A 15,532-nucleotide genomic window follows, 5' to 3' on the forward strand; every position below is an offset into this window, starting at 1 on the left:
GCCTGCCCGCTCCCTTCGAGATCTCCTGGCGCTGTGCGCTTGCGGCGGCAAGCGTGTTGCGCAATTCCTTCTCCATCTGCGTCAGCTCGTCTTCGGCGGCGGCGCGGCGGGGGGGGGGGGGGGGGGGCGGCCGGCCCCCCAAAACCGAGGGGGGGGGGAAATAGCGCAATGGGGGGGGGGGGCGCGCGGGGGGGGGGGGGCCCCCCCCGGGCGGCCACCGGGCTGCGCAAGGCGCTGGAGCTAGGCGCCGAAGGCGTAATCATCCCGCAGGTTCACGACGGCGCGCAGATGCGTGCCATCGTTGCCGCGACAAAGTTTCCACCCCTGGGCCAACGTGGCGGTGACAGCTCTGTCAGATCGGCAGGCTATGGTGGACCGGGATTCGACTGGACCGAATATGCCGCCCGCACAAACCGCGAAACGCTGCTGATCCCGATGGCTGAAAGCTCTGTGTTTTTTGAGAATATCGATGACATCCTGTCGGTGCCCGGGATCGATGCGGTCCATTTCGGTCCCGCCGATTATGCCCTGTCCTGCGGCATCCCCGTCGATTATTCGATGCGCCATCCGCAGGTCCGGCAAGCCATGCGCCTGCTGATCAAGGAATGCCATGCCCGCGAGATCAAGGTGATGCTACCCTGTTTCCCCTATGAGCCGGAACAGGTCGAAGAACTGCTGGCAGAAGGCGGTGACATGCTTCTGGTCGGCAATGACATGGCGTTCCTCAACGCAGGCTGTCGCAGAGCGGCAGAGCTTATCCGGGGTGTGCGCGCATGATTCGCCATCCACGCACGAATGCTACGGCGATCGATCCGGCCATTCTGGATCAAATGCGGGTAATCCAGCCCGCCTCGCTGGGCCATTACCTGACCAGCGGGATCGTGTCGCCGCAGGTCAGACCGCTAACCGGAGGCAAGCTGCTGGGGCGTGCGGTGACTGTGCGCCAATCGCTGCCCGATGCGATCCCCGTGCATCTGGTTCTGGATGATCTGCAACCCGACGATGTGCTGGTCATCGACCGGGCGGGTGATCGTCACATCGCCTGTGTCGGCGAAATGGTGGCCCGCGCCGCGTTGACCGCCGGGGCGGCGGGGATCGTCGTGGACGGCGTCGTCACCGATATCGAGGAATTGCGCGAACTTGGCCTGCCGATCTATGCGCGCGGGCTGAACGTCGTTACCACGCGTGTTCTGGACGTTCCGGGGGCCGAGTTATTCGGGCCTGTCCTCATTGGCAATGTGATCGTCCGAACCGGCGATCTGTTGTTTGGCGATGCGAACGGGTTGTTATGCCTCGACCCCGCCAATCCCGATCTGTCAGCACTGGTCCAGCGTGCCGTAGCCGACGAGGCACGCGAAGTCGAATGGCGCAAGCGGCTGGCGCAAGGAGAATCTTTGGCGAAGCTGAACGGATCCGACAAATACCGCAGCGGACCCTGAGCGCAGGTCAGGCGCTTCCCATCTGCATCGCGCGGTAGCGGCGCTGGCTGTGGGTCAGATGATCGCGCATGGCGCGGCGCGCGGCTTCGGGTTCGCGGTTCTGGATGGCCTGAACCACTGCGACATGCTCACCATCCAGCGCCGACAGATAAGCGGGGTCCATCTGCGCCGCATCACCCACCCGGCTGCGCGGGATCAGGTCTGCGCCGAACATGGTTAGCATGTCGACAAAGCGCGGATTCCCCGAAGCAGCGGCGATCGATTTGTGAAAGGCGAAGTCGGCCTCGACCGCGTTCTTGCCTGCCTGCACCTCGGCCCGAAGATGCGCCAAAGCTGCCAACATCGCCTCTTCCTGATCGGGGCTGCAACGCTGCGCGGCCAGTGCTGCGGCCTCTGTCTCAACCGCGATGCGCAGTTCCAGCAGCGACAGAACCGATGACAGCTTGCTGCGATCCACCTCGGTCAGCATGCCGCGTTCCGTCCGCGTGGGTGCCAGAACGAAGACCCCCGACCCTTGCCGCGATTGCAGCAGCCCATCGGATCGCAAGGCCGCCACCGCTTCGCGGATGACGGTGCGGCTGACGCCGAATTCAGCGGAAAGCTGCGGCTCGGTCGGAAGCTTGTCGCCCGGCTGCACCTGGCCGCTATCGATTCGCGTCCGCAGGGCCGCGACGATTTCCGTCACACGACTTGGTCTCATCTTGGCTGTGTCGGACAAGCGGCACTCCATTGCTAATGCCTCTTTCTACGCGCTTTTCGAAGAATGCAAAGCGGCTCAATACGTCAGATGATCAATCCATTAAATTCATCGTATGTATATTGCAAATCATCATGTGATGAATTACGGATACCGCAGTCCCCTGAGAACCTAAGGATGTCCCCGATGACCCCCGAAAAAATCAAATCCGCCCTTGGCTCTGGCCTGCTGTCCTTCCCGGTCACACATTTCGACGAAGAGGGAAAATTCGCCCCCGAAAGCTATAAGGCGCATGTCGAATGGCTGTCCGGCTTTGACGCGCCGGTACTGTTCGCGGCAGGCGGCACGGGCGAATTCTTTTCGCTGCAGCCGTCCGAAGTGCCGACCATCGTCGCCGCCGCCAAGGAAGCCGCTGGCAAAACCGCCATCGTGTCGGGCTGCGGCTATGGCACTGACATCTCTATCGAAATCGCGAAATCTGCGGAAAAGGCCGGTGCCGACGGCATCCTTCTGCTGCCGCATTATCTGATCGACGCGCCGCAAGCCGGGCTTTACGCGCATATCAAGGCGCTCTGCCAATCGGTCGGCATCGGTGTCATGGTCTATAACCGCGACAACTCGGTTCTCCAGGCCGACACGCTGATGCGGTTGTGTGACGAATGCCCGAACCTGATCGGCTTCAAGGACGGCACCGGCGATATCGGGCTGGTCCGGCAGATCACAGCGCGGGCGGGCGACCGGTTGATGTATCTGGGCGGGATGCCCACGGCAGAGCTGTTCGCCGAAGCCTATTTGGGCGCGGGCTTCACCACATATTCGTCTGCCGTCTTCAACTTCGTTCCGGCGCTGGCGAATGAATTCTACACCGCGCTGCGGTCAGGGGATCGGGCGACCTGTGACCGTCTGCTGCGGGATTTCTTCTATCCGTTCATGGATATCCGCAGCCGTCAGAAGGGCTATGCCGTTTCGGCCGTCAAGGCAGGGGTGCGCCTGCAAGGCTTCGCCGCAGGCAAGGTGCGCCCGCCGCTGACCGATCTGACGAAAGAGGAAGAGGCGATGATGGAAAAGCTGATCGGCGATTACCGTCGCTGATCGCCACAGATCAAGTCACAACAGCAGCCCTGCCTTTGCGCGGGGCTGTCCCACGTTCAGGAAAGAACGAACCGATGAGCTTTACCCCCAAAGGGCAACCTGATCACTGCCGAATGGCTAGCCGGTCCCCGCATTTTCGCCTCTAGCCTCGCGCATGGGCCTGCACATGATTTCGCCTGCGGTCCGGTCGAATTGGTCGATCGCGCGGTTCAGGCCGCCGAAGAGGCGTTCTGCCGCGACATCGACTGGCGTCGAGCGCCCGCAAACTGCCCGGCCTGACCGCTATTTCAGACGTGACCGAGCAATCTCAACGCCACGCTGGAACAAAAGCGTTGCGCCGCAATGGTTGACCCAATTCATTATTGGATCTCGCGCGCCTGAGTCGAGTGTTACGATCTGGCTTTCCACCAGGATCAGGCGGGGTTTCAACTGTCTTGCCCGTACCAGGCTGACCAGCGCGCGCTCGGAAAACAACAGGTTTTGCCCTCCCTCGGACAGCTTGCCATCCAAGCCGCCCAAACGGGACAGCGCGTCGCTCAGCCCGGATGCTCTGGCGAGCGCCTCAAGGCCCGCATCGTCCAGGCGCCGCGATACACCGAAGGTCAAAGCCCGGCGAAACGATCCCTGAAGGATCGGCGGCTTGGCACTGATGGTCACGACGCTTCGGCGCAAGCTGCCCCGGCTAAAACGTCTGAGGCATACACCCGAAAGGGTGACAACACCTTCAGGTATCTTTTCAAGACCATTCAATGCACTGAAAAGAAAAGAAGAGTCCAGATCGTTCAACTCTGTCGCGCCGACACTCGCCGCCGCCAGCTCAAGATCGAGCCGTTTACCCGAGGGCAAGGCGAGATCTGATATGGCGATAGTGGCCGCCCCGCCGGGAAATGAACATCTATCCGTATAGGTTTCACGCTGCTGCCGGGACAGCGCTGCATCTGCCTTGATCGCGGCCGAGCGCCAGGCCGAGTGGAGGTTCCATACCGTCGCCAGATCACGCACGGGCGAGATCATCAGCCCGAATGCCGCGAGCCCACCTGCGATCACGCCGGGACTCTCTCCGGTGCGAAACCCGCCGAGAATGATGAGCATCGCGGCCAGCCCGGCGATTGCATCGGGAACCGCCTTCAGCGCCTCGGCCAGCCGAAGCCGCGCGATGGCGGCCCGGATCATGCGGCCGATCCGGTGGTCGAGCTGCCCCATCTCGGTGCGCCGCCGGCCCAGCCTGTCCAGTTCAGGCGCAAGCGGCATGCGTTCGGCCATGTCGACGGCGATCCGGGCACGGCGCGCGCGCAACCGCCGGTGCAGTGGTCGCAGGCGCAATCCGCCAAGACCGATCAAAACAAGCGCCAGGGTGACCAGCGGTAATGTCAGCCACGCGAAAACCGGAGCGAGTGACCAGAGTACGGCCAGCGTCAGCGGGATCAGGATTGCACCTGCGACAAGCCGGGGAAGCCCCAGTCCGATCCAGTTGCGAAACGCGGTCATGTCCCCCACGAAACGCAGGCTCATATAACCGTTGCGCCGCCTGGCGACATCGCTTGCCGCCATCCCGGCAGCGTGCTCGAACAGTGCAAGGCGAATATCGCGCGTATAGGACTGCCCAAGCCACTCACCCATGACGCGTGCCGAAACACGTGTCGCGGCTATTACAAGGCCGGAGGCCGCCAGCGTCACCAGCAAGGCAGCTGGGAGAGAGGCGGCACCATGCAGGGCCTCGAACAGCCCGCGCGTGGCGAATGCGGCGGCGCCGGCGGCGGCACCTCCTGCGAGCGCCAGCGCACTGACCGCCAGCAAGCCTCTCCCCCGGCCATTCGATAGTAGCCCGGGCAGTGCCATCAGGCAGCACTCCGCCATTCCGCCCCTGACCGGAGCGCGAAGGCGTTGGCCTCTGCGGGATCGGAAAGGTCGTTTTTTCCAAGCACCGGAACCCCGGTCGCACCGAGCGCCTCGGCCGAAGCCATCGGAGAGCAACTTAGCATACCAGTCAGAACGTCCGGCACGACGCCGTGGCGCCGCATTTCGGCAACGCCTCCGGCGGCGGCAACCGCATCGCCGCAGGCAAAGACAAGCCCGGAAATACGCCGCTGGAAAGCCGGATCAGCCAGAAGCTGCGCCGTTTCGCGCTGAAACAGGCCATCGGCTATTTCGAGAACAGCGATCTCGCAGCCTGCATCCTCGGCATGCGCCAGCAATCGGTTGATACCGGCGCGGACGCGTTCGAGCGGTTCGCGATAGGTGGAAACCATGCCGGCATCCGTGAAATCGGCGACCACATGCGCGCCGGTATCCCGGTATTCGTTGAAATCGCCGAATGCGCCCGTGCCGGTGCCCTTGAGCGCGGCCACCCGCCATCCCGCACGCCGCAACCCCAGGGCAAGCTGTGCCGTCGCAACTGTCTTGCCCGAATTCATGGCGGTACCGAATACGGCAATTACCGGGATCCGATCGCCACGCGCCGATACCCGCACCGCAAAATCATCAAGATTCAGGGCCGCGCCATCCGCCCGCAAGAGCCGCCCCTCGGGAATAAGACGCGTCGCCTGCTTGATCCGCTCGTTTCGCGCCACCATCCGCCCGATGCAGCCGCCGCCTGCCAGAAGATCGGCGCTTTGGGGCAGTATCTCGGCAAGTCCTTCGAATTGATCGGGCGCATAGCGGGCCCCGCAGGCAAGGATCACTGCGTCGCCTGGGTAGATGTCAGAATGCCGTCCGGATTCAAGCTGCACCCGTCTGTGCTGCCCGATCTCGGAAACATACGCCAGTATTAGGTCACCGGGACGGGCTTTCTCGAATGCCATATCCATGCCAGCGACCAATGTGCGATCTACCCGGCGCGTGGAAAAGGTCCATTTGGCGCTCGCAAGTTGGGTTTCGAATGCAGTCGTCATGTCTTCTCTCCTTGAAATTATGGGATGCGCCGGTCTTATCCGGCCGCGGCAAGTGCCGGTGTCATGTCAGAGGTTTCGGCCACCATCCGCGCCAGTCCGGCTTCGGTGATCGCCAGCTCGAAATCATGGCCACAGCCCGGCAATTCGATCAGGGCGATATCCGCCACACGCCCGTGGCCGAGCGCAGCGGCGCGCACTGCATCCACATAGGTCCGAGCCCGGTCGTGACGGTTCCGCCCCTGCAGGTCGTCCAAAGCAGAAGAGACGCGCAGGGCGGGATCGCGCTCCGTGTCGCGCGATCCCACATAGACACGGATTTTCAGTCCGAGATAGGCTGCAAGACCCGTCTGCTTGCGCCGGATCCAAAGTGCCGCGCCACGGGCATTGCTTTCGCCCAGCCCATAAGGATAGGGCATGGACATGTCGGGCAGACAATACCAGCCGGCAGCAACAAGGCTTAGCCGGGCGATGCGCTGCGGGTAAAGCATCGCAGTACGGTGGGCAAGTTGCGCGCCGCCGGAATGACCGACAAGGTCCACGCGGCCTCCACAATCGGGAAAGCGAATGGCTAGTCTGTTCAAAAGCTCGACCAGGGCCTGGTCGGCACGTGCCGGATGCCCGGGACGCTGGAAATGCGGCCAATGCGAGGCCGTGAAATGGGGTAGGACGATGAGGCGCCCGCCGTGCTCGGCCTCGGCGCGGAAATGCCGCACCAGCGACCGGGCGTTACGTGAAATTCCATGCAATACGACCAACGGGCGTGATGATACCATCCGGCGGGGCGTAATGACGAATGTCGCAAGCGGTCCAGCCTGCGTCGCGATACTGATGCGCTCGACGGTGCTACCGGTGGTCGGGGTTTCGAGTTCGAGTTCCATGACGGTTCTCCTTGAGTCGTGTTCCACACCTATTACGCGGCAGCTTCCGGAGTATTCCCGCTGTCTTCAAATTTTCATTTATTCATCTTGCCAGTACGGCCTGCCCAGCAACGCTGGGTTCGGACAAAAACCTGAAGGATACTGGGGTACTCGGGTGAGAACGGGTTCGACTACTTCTTCCTGCTCGATAAGGTAGAATATCTGAACAATTTCCACCTGATCCTGCCGTTCCTGATCCTGATGTGCTTTTTGCTCCCCCACCCTCAGGAGCCCCAACAGAAACATTCGTGTGGGCAGCAGCAAGGCGTATCCTTCGCGGGTGCAGCGGAAGGCATGGCCCATTCTTGCCGTTCAGCGTCCTGTGCGATGCCGAAGTGCAGCTTCACTGAACCGGTCATTCATGCCGGTTGCAGCGTGACCGATCAGTCAAACTGGTAAAATGCGGGACGAAGTAGTCAGTCAAATAATGTCGTACTGTTTTAGGAGAGTTCGCTCATCGCCTGATACCCAGCCAAAAACCCTCGGCTCCCCATTCAACATCTGAACCAGATAGTGAACGTCAAAATCTATTGCCACGTCCGGTCGGTCCTTGCCGGTGTAGGTCGCGGTCCAAGCAACATGAGCCACACAATGAAGTTCATTTATGCGGAGAGGCGGATACTGCGTATCCGCATTTCCTTCGCTCCGGTGGCTCGATAATGGTCATAGCCCTGTGCCATCACCTTTTTGAATTGATCGCCATTCTTTCCGGTCCGCACTCCTGCCGGGGCAGCGCCTATGAACTCGGAAGAATACAGCGATGTGAGTTCTTCCATATCGACCTCGCCATAGAGAGCCCGATTGAAAAAGCGCTCGTATCGCTCGAACAGCTTCCGCACCTCAATTTCCATCATTCCCCCCCTGCCCGGCTCGACTAACTTCCACGACCATCGTGATAAAGCAGGTGACGGCCGCCAACGTCTGCAATTGGGCTTTAGCCTCCATGGCCTGTCCACGACTGGAACGCAGTTTTTGGTCGGGAATCTGACTGATAGCCAGAAATACCTAACAGACGATAGCTGTGAAATGCCAGCAGCTTTTGACCCACGGGGCGCTATATTGCAGGGCCTGACGGTCAGGACCGCCCTGCATTTCCACCCCAATCGCGAACCAAAGCTAACCCACTGTGCCTAAGAGCGTGCGGCTGCTCTGTGGGACAAAGCGGACGGTCAGTTGCAGCCAAGGATTTTCAGAACAGCGCCCACCAGGATCTCCGGGCGATCTTCCTGCAGCAGATGCCCGGCCTCGGGGACCGGAATCAGCGGGCGATCCGAAATCATCGTGGCGAGAACCTTGCCTTTCTCATAGGGAATCCAATCATCCTGCAGCCCCCAAAGAACGGTGACGGGACAATCCATCCGATCATACCGCGCTTCAACCTCATCCGTGAACCGCTGGTCCATCTGGGCAATTTGTCTGTAAAACGCGGCCTGACCAACTGTCCCAAGCCACGGTGCGCTGTAAACGGTCAGAGCTTCCTCCGACAACGGATTATACGCTGCCGTTTGCAAATAGGAGCGCACCAGTGCTTTGTGCATGTAGTCTGGCATCCCCGTGAACGCGGCTTCATGCCTGCGCACATGCTGGACGAAAGGCGAACCCCAAGGGGCGAGGGCTACCGCATCGAAAATCGTCAGCGAGGCATAGCGAATCCCGTTCAGATAATAGGCGCGCAGCGCAGTCGCACCACCGAAGTCATGCGCCAGAATATCCGGACGTTCGAGGCCCCATTCCGCAAAAAGCGCGGCAAGAACCTTATTCTGTACGGCGAGCGATACGTCTTGCCCCTCATGCATCTCGGACAATCCATAGCCAACCAAATCAAAGTAGTAGACCGTTCTTCGATCGGCAAATTGCGGCACGATCCGGCGCCAGACTTGCGAAGAAAAGGGGGTGCCGTGGATGGCGACAAGCGGTGGTCCGTCCCCGATCCGGCCCCAACGGACGGCATTGCCTTCGATAATCGTGGTATTCGGAAGTTCCAGCATTGCGCCGCCCGTATTGTCATTTAGCTGAATGACTATATGATGGAACCCATGGACCGATCAATACAAATCAGGGCAATGGCCAGCGAACAGCGCCTGAGGATTCTTCAGTTGCTGGCCGAGCCGGGCAAGCACTTCGGCCGGCAGTGGTCGGCGGATCCTGTACAGTCCGGTGTGTGCATGACGCTAATCGCCGAGGCGCTTGCCGTTACCCAGCCCACCGCCAGCAGACATCTGGACATTCTCAGACAAGCGGGCTTCATCACGGTACAGAAGCACCTGAAGTGGTCTTATTGCAAGCGGGATGAGGCCACGATCAGCGGCTATCTGAATTGGTTGGGCCGGGAAATTTCTGCGGCATCGACCGGCAGTTAAAGGCTCGAGGCCGCCTTGCGGCAGCGAGCCTGGCCATGTGTTTCGCAGAGGTGAACGCCCGGTTGAGCTGCCACGGCGAGAGCGGGTTGATCTTCGATTTGCCCGGGAACAGCCAGCCTTCCGGGCGCGCCTCGCGCCAGTTGTCGCGCAAGAACTCCAACAGCCCCGGCGACAGTATTGCCTTGCGGCCCCGGCTGCCCTTGCCGTCATCCACGTGGATCGGCAGAGCGAGCCATGCCCACGAACCCCGGGAGTGCCTCGATGCGGCCAAGCCAGGCCCGGATCGAGGGGTAGGAGGACAGACTAACCCCACCCTCGGGCGCGTGGGCGATATAGCTGTAGCCCGCAATATCGGCGAGCGTCGGATGCGCCGCCGCCAGCCAGTCGCGACCCGTCAGATGCGTCTCCATCACGGCAAAAAGGGTATGTGCCCTGACCTTCGCCGCCTCGTGGTCGAGATTGGCGCCGAACAGCGTGACGAGCCGCGCCGCACAAGGACCTGCCGCGATCTCTCCGGCCGCGATGGAGAGCCAACGCTGCACTTCCGCCTTTTCGACCGGGTCGGCGCCCCGCCAGGCGGCAGTATCGCCGTAGCGCTCGACCAGATAGGTGAGAATCGCGCTCGAGTCCGACAGGGGCACGCCGTTATCCTCGATCGCCGGAACCTGCCCGAGCGGGCTGATCCTGAGATATTCGGGCGCCTTGTGCGCCCCGTTCCCCATGTCGAGATCAATGGTCTTGTACGGAATGCCCAGCAGCGAGAGCATCAGTTCTACCCGGTGGCAATGGCCGGATTTCGGATTACGGTAGAGGGTCACGGGCGCGCCGCTGCGTGCATTCGTATCGGACATGGGAAACTCCCTTCAAATCGAAAGATGAAGCTGCCGACGCAGCGCGTATCGATGGACGCGAACTTAGAGACAGGATAAATGTGAAAGAATGATCTTCCTTTGAAGGTCAGTATTTTGATTTTTGCAATAATTGAGAACGCATGGATCGCTTGCAAAGCCTGAGAATATTCGTTGCGGTTGCGGAGGCCGAGAACTTTGCCGCCGGCGCCCGCGCCGTGGGGCTGAGCGCACCGTCCGCGACGCGCGGCATCAACGCGCTCGAGGCCGCGCTTGGTGTCCGCCTTTTCACGCGCACGACGCGGCAGGTAAGGCTGACGGATGTGGGGCAGGTCTATCTGCAGGACGTGCGCGAGGTCCTGGCTGGTCTTCAGGCTGCCGACGAAGCGGCCACCGGTGCGGCCCGGACACCTGTCGGGCAGCTTCGCATCACATGCCCGCAGGAATTCGGTCGGATCTATATCACTCCGATCCTGACAGAGTTCCTCGACCGTCACCCCGGCGTAAGCGCGGATGTGCTGATGATCGACCGGATCGTGAACATCGTGGAGGAAGGCTTCGATATCGCCCTGCGTATCGGTCCGCTGCCCTCGTCCGGGCTTGCCGCCATCCGGGTCGGGCAGGTTCGCCGCGTCCTCTGCGGTGCTCCGGGTTACTTCGCAAGGCGGGGCTGTCCGCAGGAGCCGGGCGAATTGATCTCTCATCGCCTCATATCAGTCGCACCGCTCGATGCGGGCCGGCAATGGCGCTTCGGACCAGGGGGCGAACAGATGATCAAAGTGGAGCCTCGGCTCAGCGTAAGCAGCATGGCTGCCGCCATTGAGACAGTGCGGCGTGGCTGGGGCATCTGCCGGCCGCTTTCCTACCAGATCGCCCCCGATCTGGAAGCCGGCACGCTGCGCACGGTGCTTGAAGACTGGGAGCCTGAGCCGTTGCCGATCCATCTGGTCCATATCGAGGGACGCCGCGCCGCACCAAAGGTCCGCGCGCTCATAGACTTCGCTGCAGAACGCCTGCGGCAAACTATAGGGCTGAACTGGAAATAACGATGGATGTAGCGCAAACGGCGTGTGAGCTGCAATTGTGATATATTGGCTATGAGATGCTGAGGCCGCAAGCTGACCCGAACCGAGCCAGCTTACAGTCACAGGAACCGGTTCACCCGGTTCTCGAGCCTCTCCTGCTGCCCGGAGCACGGCTGCGGATCAAGATTGCCGGCCTCGACCTGCGCCGCGATCTCTTCCAGCGGAAGGTCGAGCATGGCTTGTGCCTGCGGTGTCTCCCAACCTGCATAGCGCTCGCTGCGCGCCTTTTCCAGGAAACCGTCCTCCAGCATGGCCGCCGCAGCTTTCAATCCGCGCGCACAGACATCCATCGCCCCGACATGCGCCAGAACCAGATCCTCGGGATCGAGGGATTGCCGCCGTAGCTTGGAATCGTAATTCGTCCCGCCGGTGGTGAAGCCGCCCGCCTTCAGAACCTCGTAATAGGCCAGTGCCACCTCCGGCACGTTGTTCGGGAACTGATCCGTATCCCAGCCCGATTGGTAATCGTTGCGGTTCATGTCGATCGAGCCCAGCAGGCCAAGCGAGGCGGCAAGGGCCAGCTCATGCTCGAAACTGTGCCCGGCAAGGATAGCGTGCCCTTGCTCGATATTCAGCTTGACCTCGTTTTCCAGCCCGAAGCGTTTGAGGAAGCCATAGATCGTGCCGACATCGTAATCATATTGATGCTTGGTCGGTTCCTGCGGTTTTGGCTCGATCAGGATCGTACCCTTGAAACCGATCTTGTATTTGTATTCCACGACTTTGGTCAGAAAACGGCCGGCCTGCTCGGCCTCGCGGCCGAGATCGGTGTTCAACAGGGTTTCATAGCCTTCACGCCCCCCCCACATCACGTAATTCTCGCCGCGAAGACGGTGGGTCACATCCATGCAGGCCTTTACCGTCGCGGCGGCATAGGCGAACACATCGGGGTTTGGATTGGTCGCCGCTCCTGCCATCCAGCGGCGATGTGAGAACATATTCGCCGTTCCCCACAACAAACGCGTACCGGTCTGCTCCATCCTGGCGGCGAATATATCAGCAATCTCGTCGAGATTGCGGCGGCTTTCGACGAAACTAGCACCTTCCGGGCGAATATCGAGATCATGGAAGCAGAAATAGGGCTGTCCGAGGATCGCGAACAGTTCGAAGGCAATCTCTGCTTTCAGCTTCGCGGCCTCCATGCCGTCGCCGAACCATGGCCTGTCGAAGCTGCGCCCGCCGAAAGGATCCCCGCCTTCCCAGGCAAAGCTGTGCCAATAGGCCACCGCGAAGCGCAGATGATCCTCCATCCGTTTACCCATGACCATTTCATCCGGGTCGTAATGGCGGAAGGCGAATTCATTGTCGCTATCCGTGCCTTCATAACGAATGGGTGCGATGTCCTTGAAGAAATTGCTCATGATGATCCCTTTGATGGTAGAGGCGACCGTCCGGCGGTCGATATTTTGCGTGTCAGCGCGCGGCCCAGATCAGGCCACGGCGCAAGATTTCCCGCATCTGCGGCACCTCGAACTCGGTGGCGACATGGCCGAGCGAGGAATAGAACACCCGGGCGGCGCCGTATCGATGTTTCCAGACCACCGGCATCACGGTGTCCCTGGTCCAGGGGGCGTGGGCGCCATCGAATGCCGTGGTGGCGAGAACCTTGATCGACGGATCGACATGCATGAAGTACTGTTCGGAGCGGTAGTCGAAATCGCCGATTCCTGTGACAACTGGATCGTCGGGCTTCACGATCTCGACCCGGTAATCGACGATATTGCCGGGATGGGCGACCCATTGGCCCCCGACCATGAACTGATAGGCCGGCTCCATGCGAAAGGTGTCGCCCATCGCACCGTGAAAACCGCCAAGCCCGGTTCCGCCCTCGACAGCCGCGATCAGGTTCTGCAATTCCTCTTTTTCCACCTGCACCTGCGTCATCAAGGGTACGATCAGATCGAAGAGGTTCAGATCGCCTTCGGCAAGCACGCGGGTGCCTTCTTCGCGTCTCACGGTAAAGCCTTCTTTCACCAGCATTTTCTCGATGACCTGCGAACAGGTCTCCGGCTCGTGGCCCTGCCAACCGCCCCAGAAAATCAGTGCTGTCTTGTTGCTCATCTTACCTCCGAAATATCGATCTGCCCGAACCGGTCGCCCGGAGCGAGCGCCTTGGGCCTTTCGTAGCTTGTGGAAAGCGTCACTGCCTTGCCGCTGTCAGCCGAGGAAAGAAGCGACTCGATAACGTCCAGAGCGTGCAGGGCCAATTCGCCATTGGCCTGATGCGGCCGTCCCTCGGTGATGGCGGCGGCCATGTCGGCCAGACCCAGCCCCCGATAGTTGCCGTCACCATGGGCATGGAGCATCTGTTGCGCTTGCCAATCGCCGTCGAACAGTTCCACATCACCGTCGAAACGGTTCGGATCCGGGATCAGCAGAGAGCCGTCGGTGCCGTAGAGCTCTAGCGGAGAATGGCGATGTGCCCGCACATCGAAGCTGGTGACGATCTGCACAAGGGCGCGATTGGTGAATTCCATGACACCGGCGAGATGGGTGGCAGCCTCGACAGGCACGCTTTCGCCCGCGCGAGGGCCTTGCGCGATGATCCGGTGGTCGCGCCCGCGCGAGGCCAGGGCACTGACCCGGCGAACCGGCCCGAGCAGGTTCAGCATCGCGGTGATGTAATAGGGTCCCATGTCGCATAACGGCCCCGCGCCCGGTCCGGCATAGTAGAAATCGGGATTGGGGTGCCAGCGTTCATGTCCCGGCAGCATTAATATGGCAGTGCCTGCCGTTGCCCGGCCAATCCTGCCATCGTCGAGCAATGCCCGAGCCGTCTGATGGGCGCCCCCAAGGAAGGTATCGGGTGCGCAGCCAAGCCGCAGTCCCTTTTCTTCCGCGGCCGTGACAAGCTGGCGCGCCTCGCGGACGCTGCCCGCAAGCGGCTTTTCGGAATAAACATGCTTGCCTGCGTCGAGGGCGGCAAGACCAACCTCAACATGGGCGGTGGGGATGGTCAGGTTCAGGACGATGTCGATATCGTCGCGCGCCAGCAGTTCGGCAGGCGTCATAGCGGCGACGCCATAGGCATCCGCCTTTGCCTGCGCGGCTGCCGGGACAAGATCCGCGACGGCACGTAGCGAGAGTTGCGGGAATATCGCGGTGTTCTGCATGTAGATGTCGCTGATGACACCGCAGCCGATGACACCTATGCCCAGCCCGGTCATTGCACCGCTTCCATCCGCGCTCCGTCATGCCCGAAGAAATGCAGGTTCTCGCGGTCAGCGGTCAGGGAAAGGCGCTCGCCTGCTTTCAGACGAATATTCCCGGGCAGCCGCACGGTTACGTCGCCGATACGTTCGACCTTCGCGTAAATCACCGTATCCGCCCCCAATGTCTCAACCACCTGCGCAATGGCCGGCCAGTCGCCGCCCTCGCCGGTGACGGAGATATGTTCAGGGCGGATACCCACGGTCTTCACCCCTTCCCGCCCGATGGTCGAGCCGGGCAGAAGGTTCATTTTCGGTGACCCGATGAAACCAGCGACGAATTCGGTCTGCGGGCGATCATAGAGTTCCATCGGCGCGCCCACCTGTTCGATGCGGCCGGCATTCATCACCACGATCTGATCGGCCAGCGTCATGGCCTCGACCTGATCATGGGTGACGTAGATCATCGTCGCGTCAAGTGACTGATGCAGTTGCGCGAGTTCGACCCGCATCTGGGTGCGAAGCGCGGCGTCCAGGTTCGACAAGGGTTCGTCGAACAGAAAAACCTTGGGATGGCGGACGATGGAACGCCCGATGGCCACGCGCTGGCGCTGACCGCCCGAGAGCTGGCCGGGCTTGCGGTCGAGATAATCCTCGAGCGCGAGGATCCGGGCGGCCTCGGCCACGCGGGTCTCACGTTCGGCTGTCGGCATCTTGGCCAGCCGCAAGCCGAAATCGATATTCTGGGCCACCGTCATATGCGGATATAGCGCATAGGATTGGAACACCATCGAGATCCCGCGCTTTGACGGCTCTTCCAGGGTCACGTCCTGCCCCCCGATCAGCACATTGCCGCCGGTCGGCATCTCCAGACCCGAGATGATGCGCAGCAACGTCGACTTGCCACAGCCCGACGGCCCCACCAGGACCGTGAAAGAGCCATCCGGAACGGTCAGGTTCAGGTCGGGAATGACCTTCATCGCGCCAAAGGATTTGGTGACGTTCTTCAGTTGAACTTCGGACATGCGATCCTCGCCTGTTTGCTCGCCGGGCT

At 61.3% G+C, this 15,532-nt stretch carries 17 protein-coding genes and 1 pseudogene; 5 read left to right on the forward strand and 13 right to left on the reverse strand.

Annotated elements, in window-relative coordinates; all coding sequences use genetic code 11:
* Window positions 1–168: 168 nt before the first annotated feature.
* Together Q0601_RS21765 and Q0601_RS21770 are read left to right on the forward strand one after the other, a co-directional pair.
* Window positions 169–777, forward strand: coding sequence for an HpcH/HpaI aldolase family protein (locus tag Q0601_RS21765; RefSeq protein ID WP_305292059.1), 609 nt, complete (start codon window positions 169–171; stop codon window positions 775–777).
* Window positions 774–1,439, forward strand: coding sequence for an RraA family protein (locus Q0601_RS21770; protein WP_305292061.1), 666 nt, complete (start codon window positions 774–776; stop codon window positions 1,437–1,439). Before Q0601_RS21765 ends, Q0601_RS21770 begins: the two co-directional genes overlap by 4 nt.
* Window positions 1,440–1,446: 7 nt before the next feature.
* On the opposite strand, the gene Q0601_RS21775 is transcribed toward Q0601_RS21770, so the two are convergent.
* Entirely contained in the window at window positions 1,447–2,157 is a 711-nt protein-coding gene (locus tag Q0601_RS21775) for a FadR/GntR family transcriptional regulator (RefSeq protein ID WP_305292063.1), read from the reverse strand.
* Window positions 2,158–2,322: 165 nt separating this feature from the next.
* Between Q0601_RS21775 and kdgD the strand changes: the two genes are divergently transcribed.
* Window positions 2,323–3,228, forward strand: a complete 906-nt coding sequence (kdgD, locus tag Q0601_RS21780; protein ID WP_305292065.1) for a 5-dehydro-4-deoxyglucarate dehydratase — start codon at window positions 2,323–2,325, stop codon at window positions 3,226–3,228.
* 282 nt (window positions 3,229–3,510) lie between these two features.
* Here kdgD and Q0601_RS21785 read toward each other — a convergent pair whose 3' ends face one another.
* The 6 genes from Q0601_RS21785 to Q0601_RS21810 all read right to left on the reverse strand — a co-directional run bounded on the left by Q0601_RS21785 (window position 3,511) and on the right by Q0601_RS21810 (window position 9,024).
* Window positions 3,511–5,067, reverse strand: coding sequence for an ABC transporter transmembrane domain-containing protein (locus Q0601_RS21785; RefSeq protein WP_305292066.1), 1,557 nt, complete (start codon window positions 5,065–5,067; stop codon window positions 3,511–3,513).
* The gene (locus Q0601_RS21790; protein WP_305292068.1) at window positions 5,067–6,119 is read right to left on the reverse strand and encodes a P-loop NTPase family protein; all 1,053 of its coding nucleotides are present in this window, start codon (window positions 6,117–6,119) and stop codon (window positions 5,067–5,069) included. The genes Q0601_RS21785 and Q0601_RS21790 overlap by 1 nt, the downstream gene beginning before the upstream one ends.
* A 35-nt stretch (window positions 6,120–6,154) precedes the next feature.
* Complete coding sequence (locus tag Q0601_RS21795) at window positions 6,155–6,997, reverse strand: alpha/beta fold hydrolase (RefSeq protein ID WP_305292069.1); 843 nt, start codon at window positions 6,995–6,997, stop codon at window positions 6,155–6,157.
* Window positions 6,998–7,075: 78 nt separating this feature from the next.
* The gene (locus Q0601_RS21800; RefSeq protein ID WP_305292071.1) at window positions 7,076–7,339 is read right to left on the reverse strand and encodes a hypothetical protein; all 264 of its coding nucleotides are present in this window, start codon (window positions 7,337–7,339) and stop codon (window positions 7,076–7,078) included.
* Window positions 7,340–7,638: 299 nt separating this feature from the next.
* On the reverse strand, window positions 7,639–7,887 hold the full coding sequence (locus Q0601_RS21805; protein WP_305292072.1) for a hypothetical protein: 249 nt from the start codon (window positions 7,885–7,887) through the stop codon (window positions 7,639–7,641).
* Between the two features lie 318 nt (window positions 7,888–8,205).
* Window positions 8,206–9,024 carry an alpha/beta fold hydrolase gene (locus tag Q0601_RS21810; protein ID WP_305292073.1) on the reverse strand — a complete coding sequence of 273 codons (819 nt, stop codon included), beginning with the start codon at window positions 9,022–9,024 and terminating at the stop codon, window positions 8,206–8,208.
* A gap of 75 nt (window positions 9,025–9,099) precedes the next feature.
* Here Q0601_RS21810 and Q0601_RS21815 point away from each other — a divergent pair, with 75 nt between their 5' ends.
* Window positions 9,100–9,396, forward strand: coding sequence for an ArsR/SmtB family transcription factor (locus Q0601_RS21815; RefSeq protein ID WP_305292074.1), 297 nt, complete (start codon window positions 9,100–9,102; stop codon window positions 9,394–9,396).
* Here the strand turns inward: Q0601_RS21815 and Q0601_RS21820 are convergent.
* Window positions 9,338–9,616, reverse strand: a pseudogene (locus tag Q0601_RS21820) (site-specific integrase); the annotation flags it as partial. The gene Q0601_RS21815 and the pseudogene Q0601_RS21820 sit on opposite strands and share 59 nt — an antisense overlap.
* Window positions 9,603–10,247: a glutathione S-transferase family protein gene (locus Q0601_RS21825; protein ID WP_305292075.1), complete on the reverse strand. Its 645-nt coding sequence runs from the start codon at window positions 10,245–10,247 to the stop codon at window positions 9,603–9,605. The pseudogene Q0601_RS21820 and the gene Q0601_RS21825, both read right to left, overlap by 14 nt.
* A 140-nt stretch (window positions 10,248–10,387) precedes the next feature.
* Here Q0601_RS21825 and Q0601_RS21830 point away from each other — a divergent pair, with 140 nt between their 5' ends.
* Window positions 10,388–11,290, forward strand: coding sequence for a LysR family transcriptional regulator (locus Q0601_RS21830; protein WP_305292076.1), 903 nt, complete (start codon window positions 10,388–10,390; stop codon window positions 11,288–11,290).
* 98 nt (window positions 11,291–11,388) lie between these two features.
* Here Q0601_RS21830 and xylA read toward each other — a convergent pair whose 3' ends face one another.
* Genes xylA through Q0601_RS21850 form a run of 4 tightly spaced genes read right to left on the reverse strand, consistent with a single transcriptional unit; the run spans window position 11,389 to window position 15,503 of the window.
* Window positions 11,389–12,690, reverse strand: coding sequence for a xylose isomerase (xylA, locus tag Q0601_RS21835; protein WP_305292077.1), 1,302 nt, complete (start codon window positions 12,688–12,690; stop codon window positions 11,389–11,391).
* A 52-nt stretch (window positions 12,691–12,742) separates the two neighbouring features.
* Window positions 12,743–13,390, reverse strand: coding sequence for a ThuA domain-containing protein (locus tag Q0601_RS21840; RefSeq protein WP_305292078.1), 648 nt, complete (start codon window positions 13,388–13,390; stop codon window positions 12,743–12,745).
* Complete coding sequence (locus Q0601_RS21845) at window positions 13,387–14,496, reverse strand: Gfo/Idh/MocA family protein (protein WP_305292079.1); 1,110 nt, start codon at window positions 14,494–14,496, stop codon at window positions 13,387–13,389. Before Q0601_RS21845 ends, Q0601_RS21840 begins: the two co-directional genes overlap by 4 nt.
* Entirely contained in the window at window positions 14,493–15,503 is a 1,011-nt protein-coding gene (locus Q0601_RS21850; RefSeq protein WP_305292080.1) for an ABC transporter ATP-binding protein, read from the reverse strand. The genes Q0601_RS21845 and Q0601_RS21850 overlap by 4 nt, the downstream gene beginning before the upstream one ends.
* Window positions 15,504–15,532 lie beyond the last annotated feature (29 nt).

It is taken from the genome of Paracoccus wurundjeri (assembly GCF_030678915.1).
Taxonomy (GTDB): Bacteria; Pseudomonadota; Alphaproteobacteria; order Rhodobacterales; family Rhodobacteraceae; genus Paracoccus; species Paracoccus onubensis_A.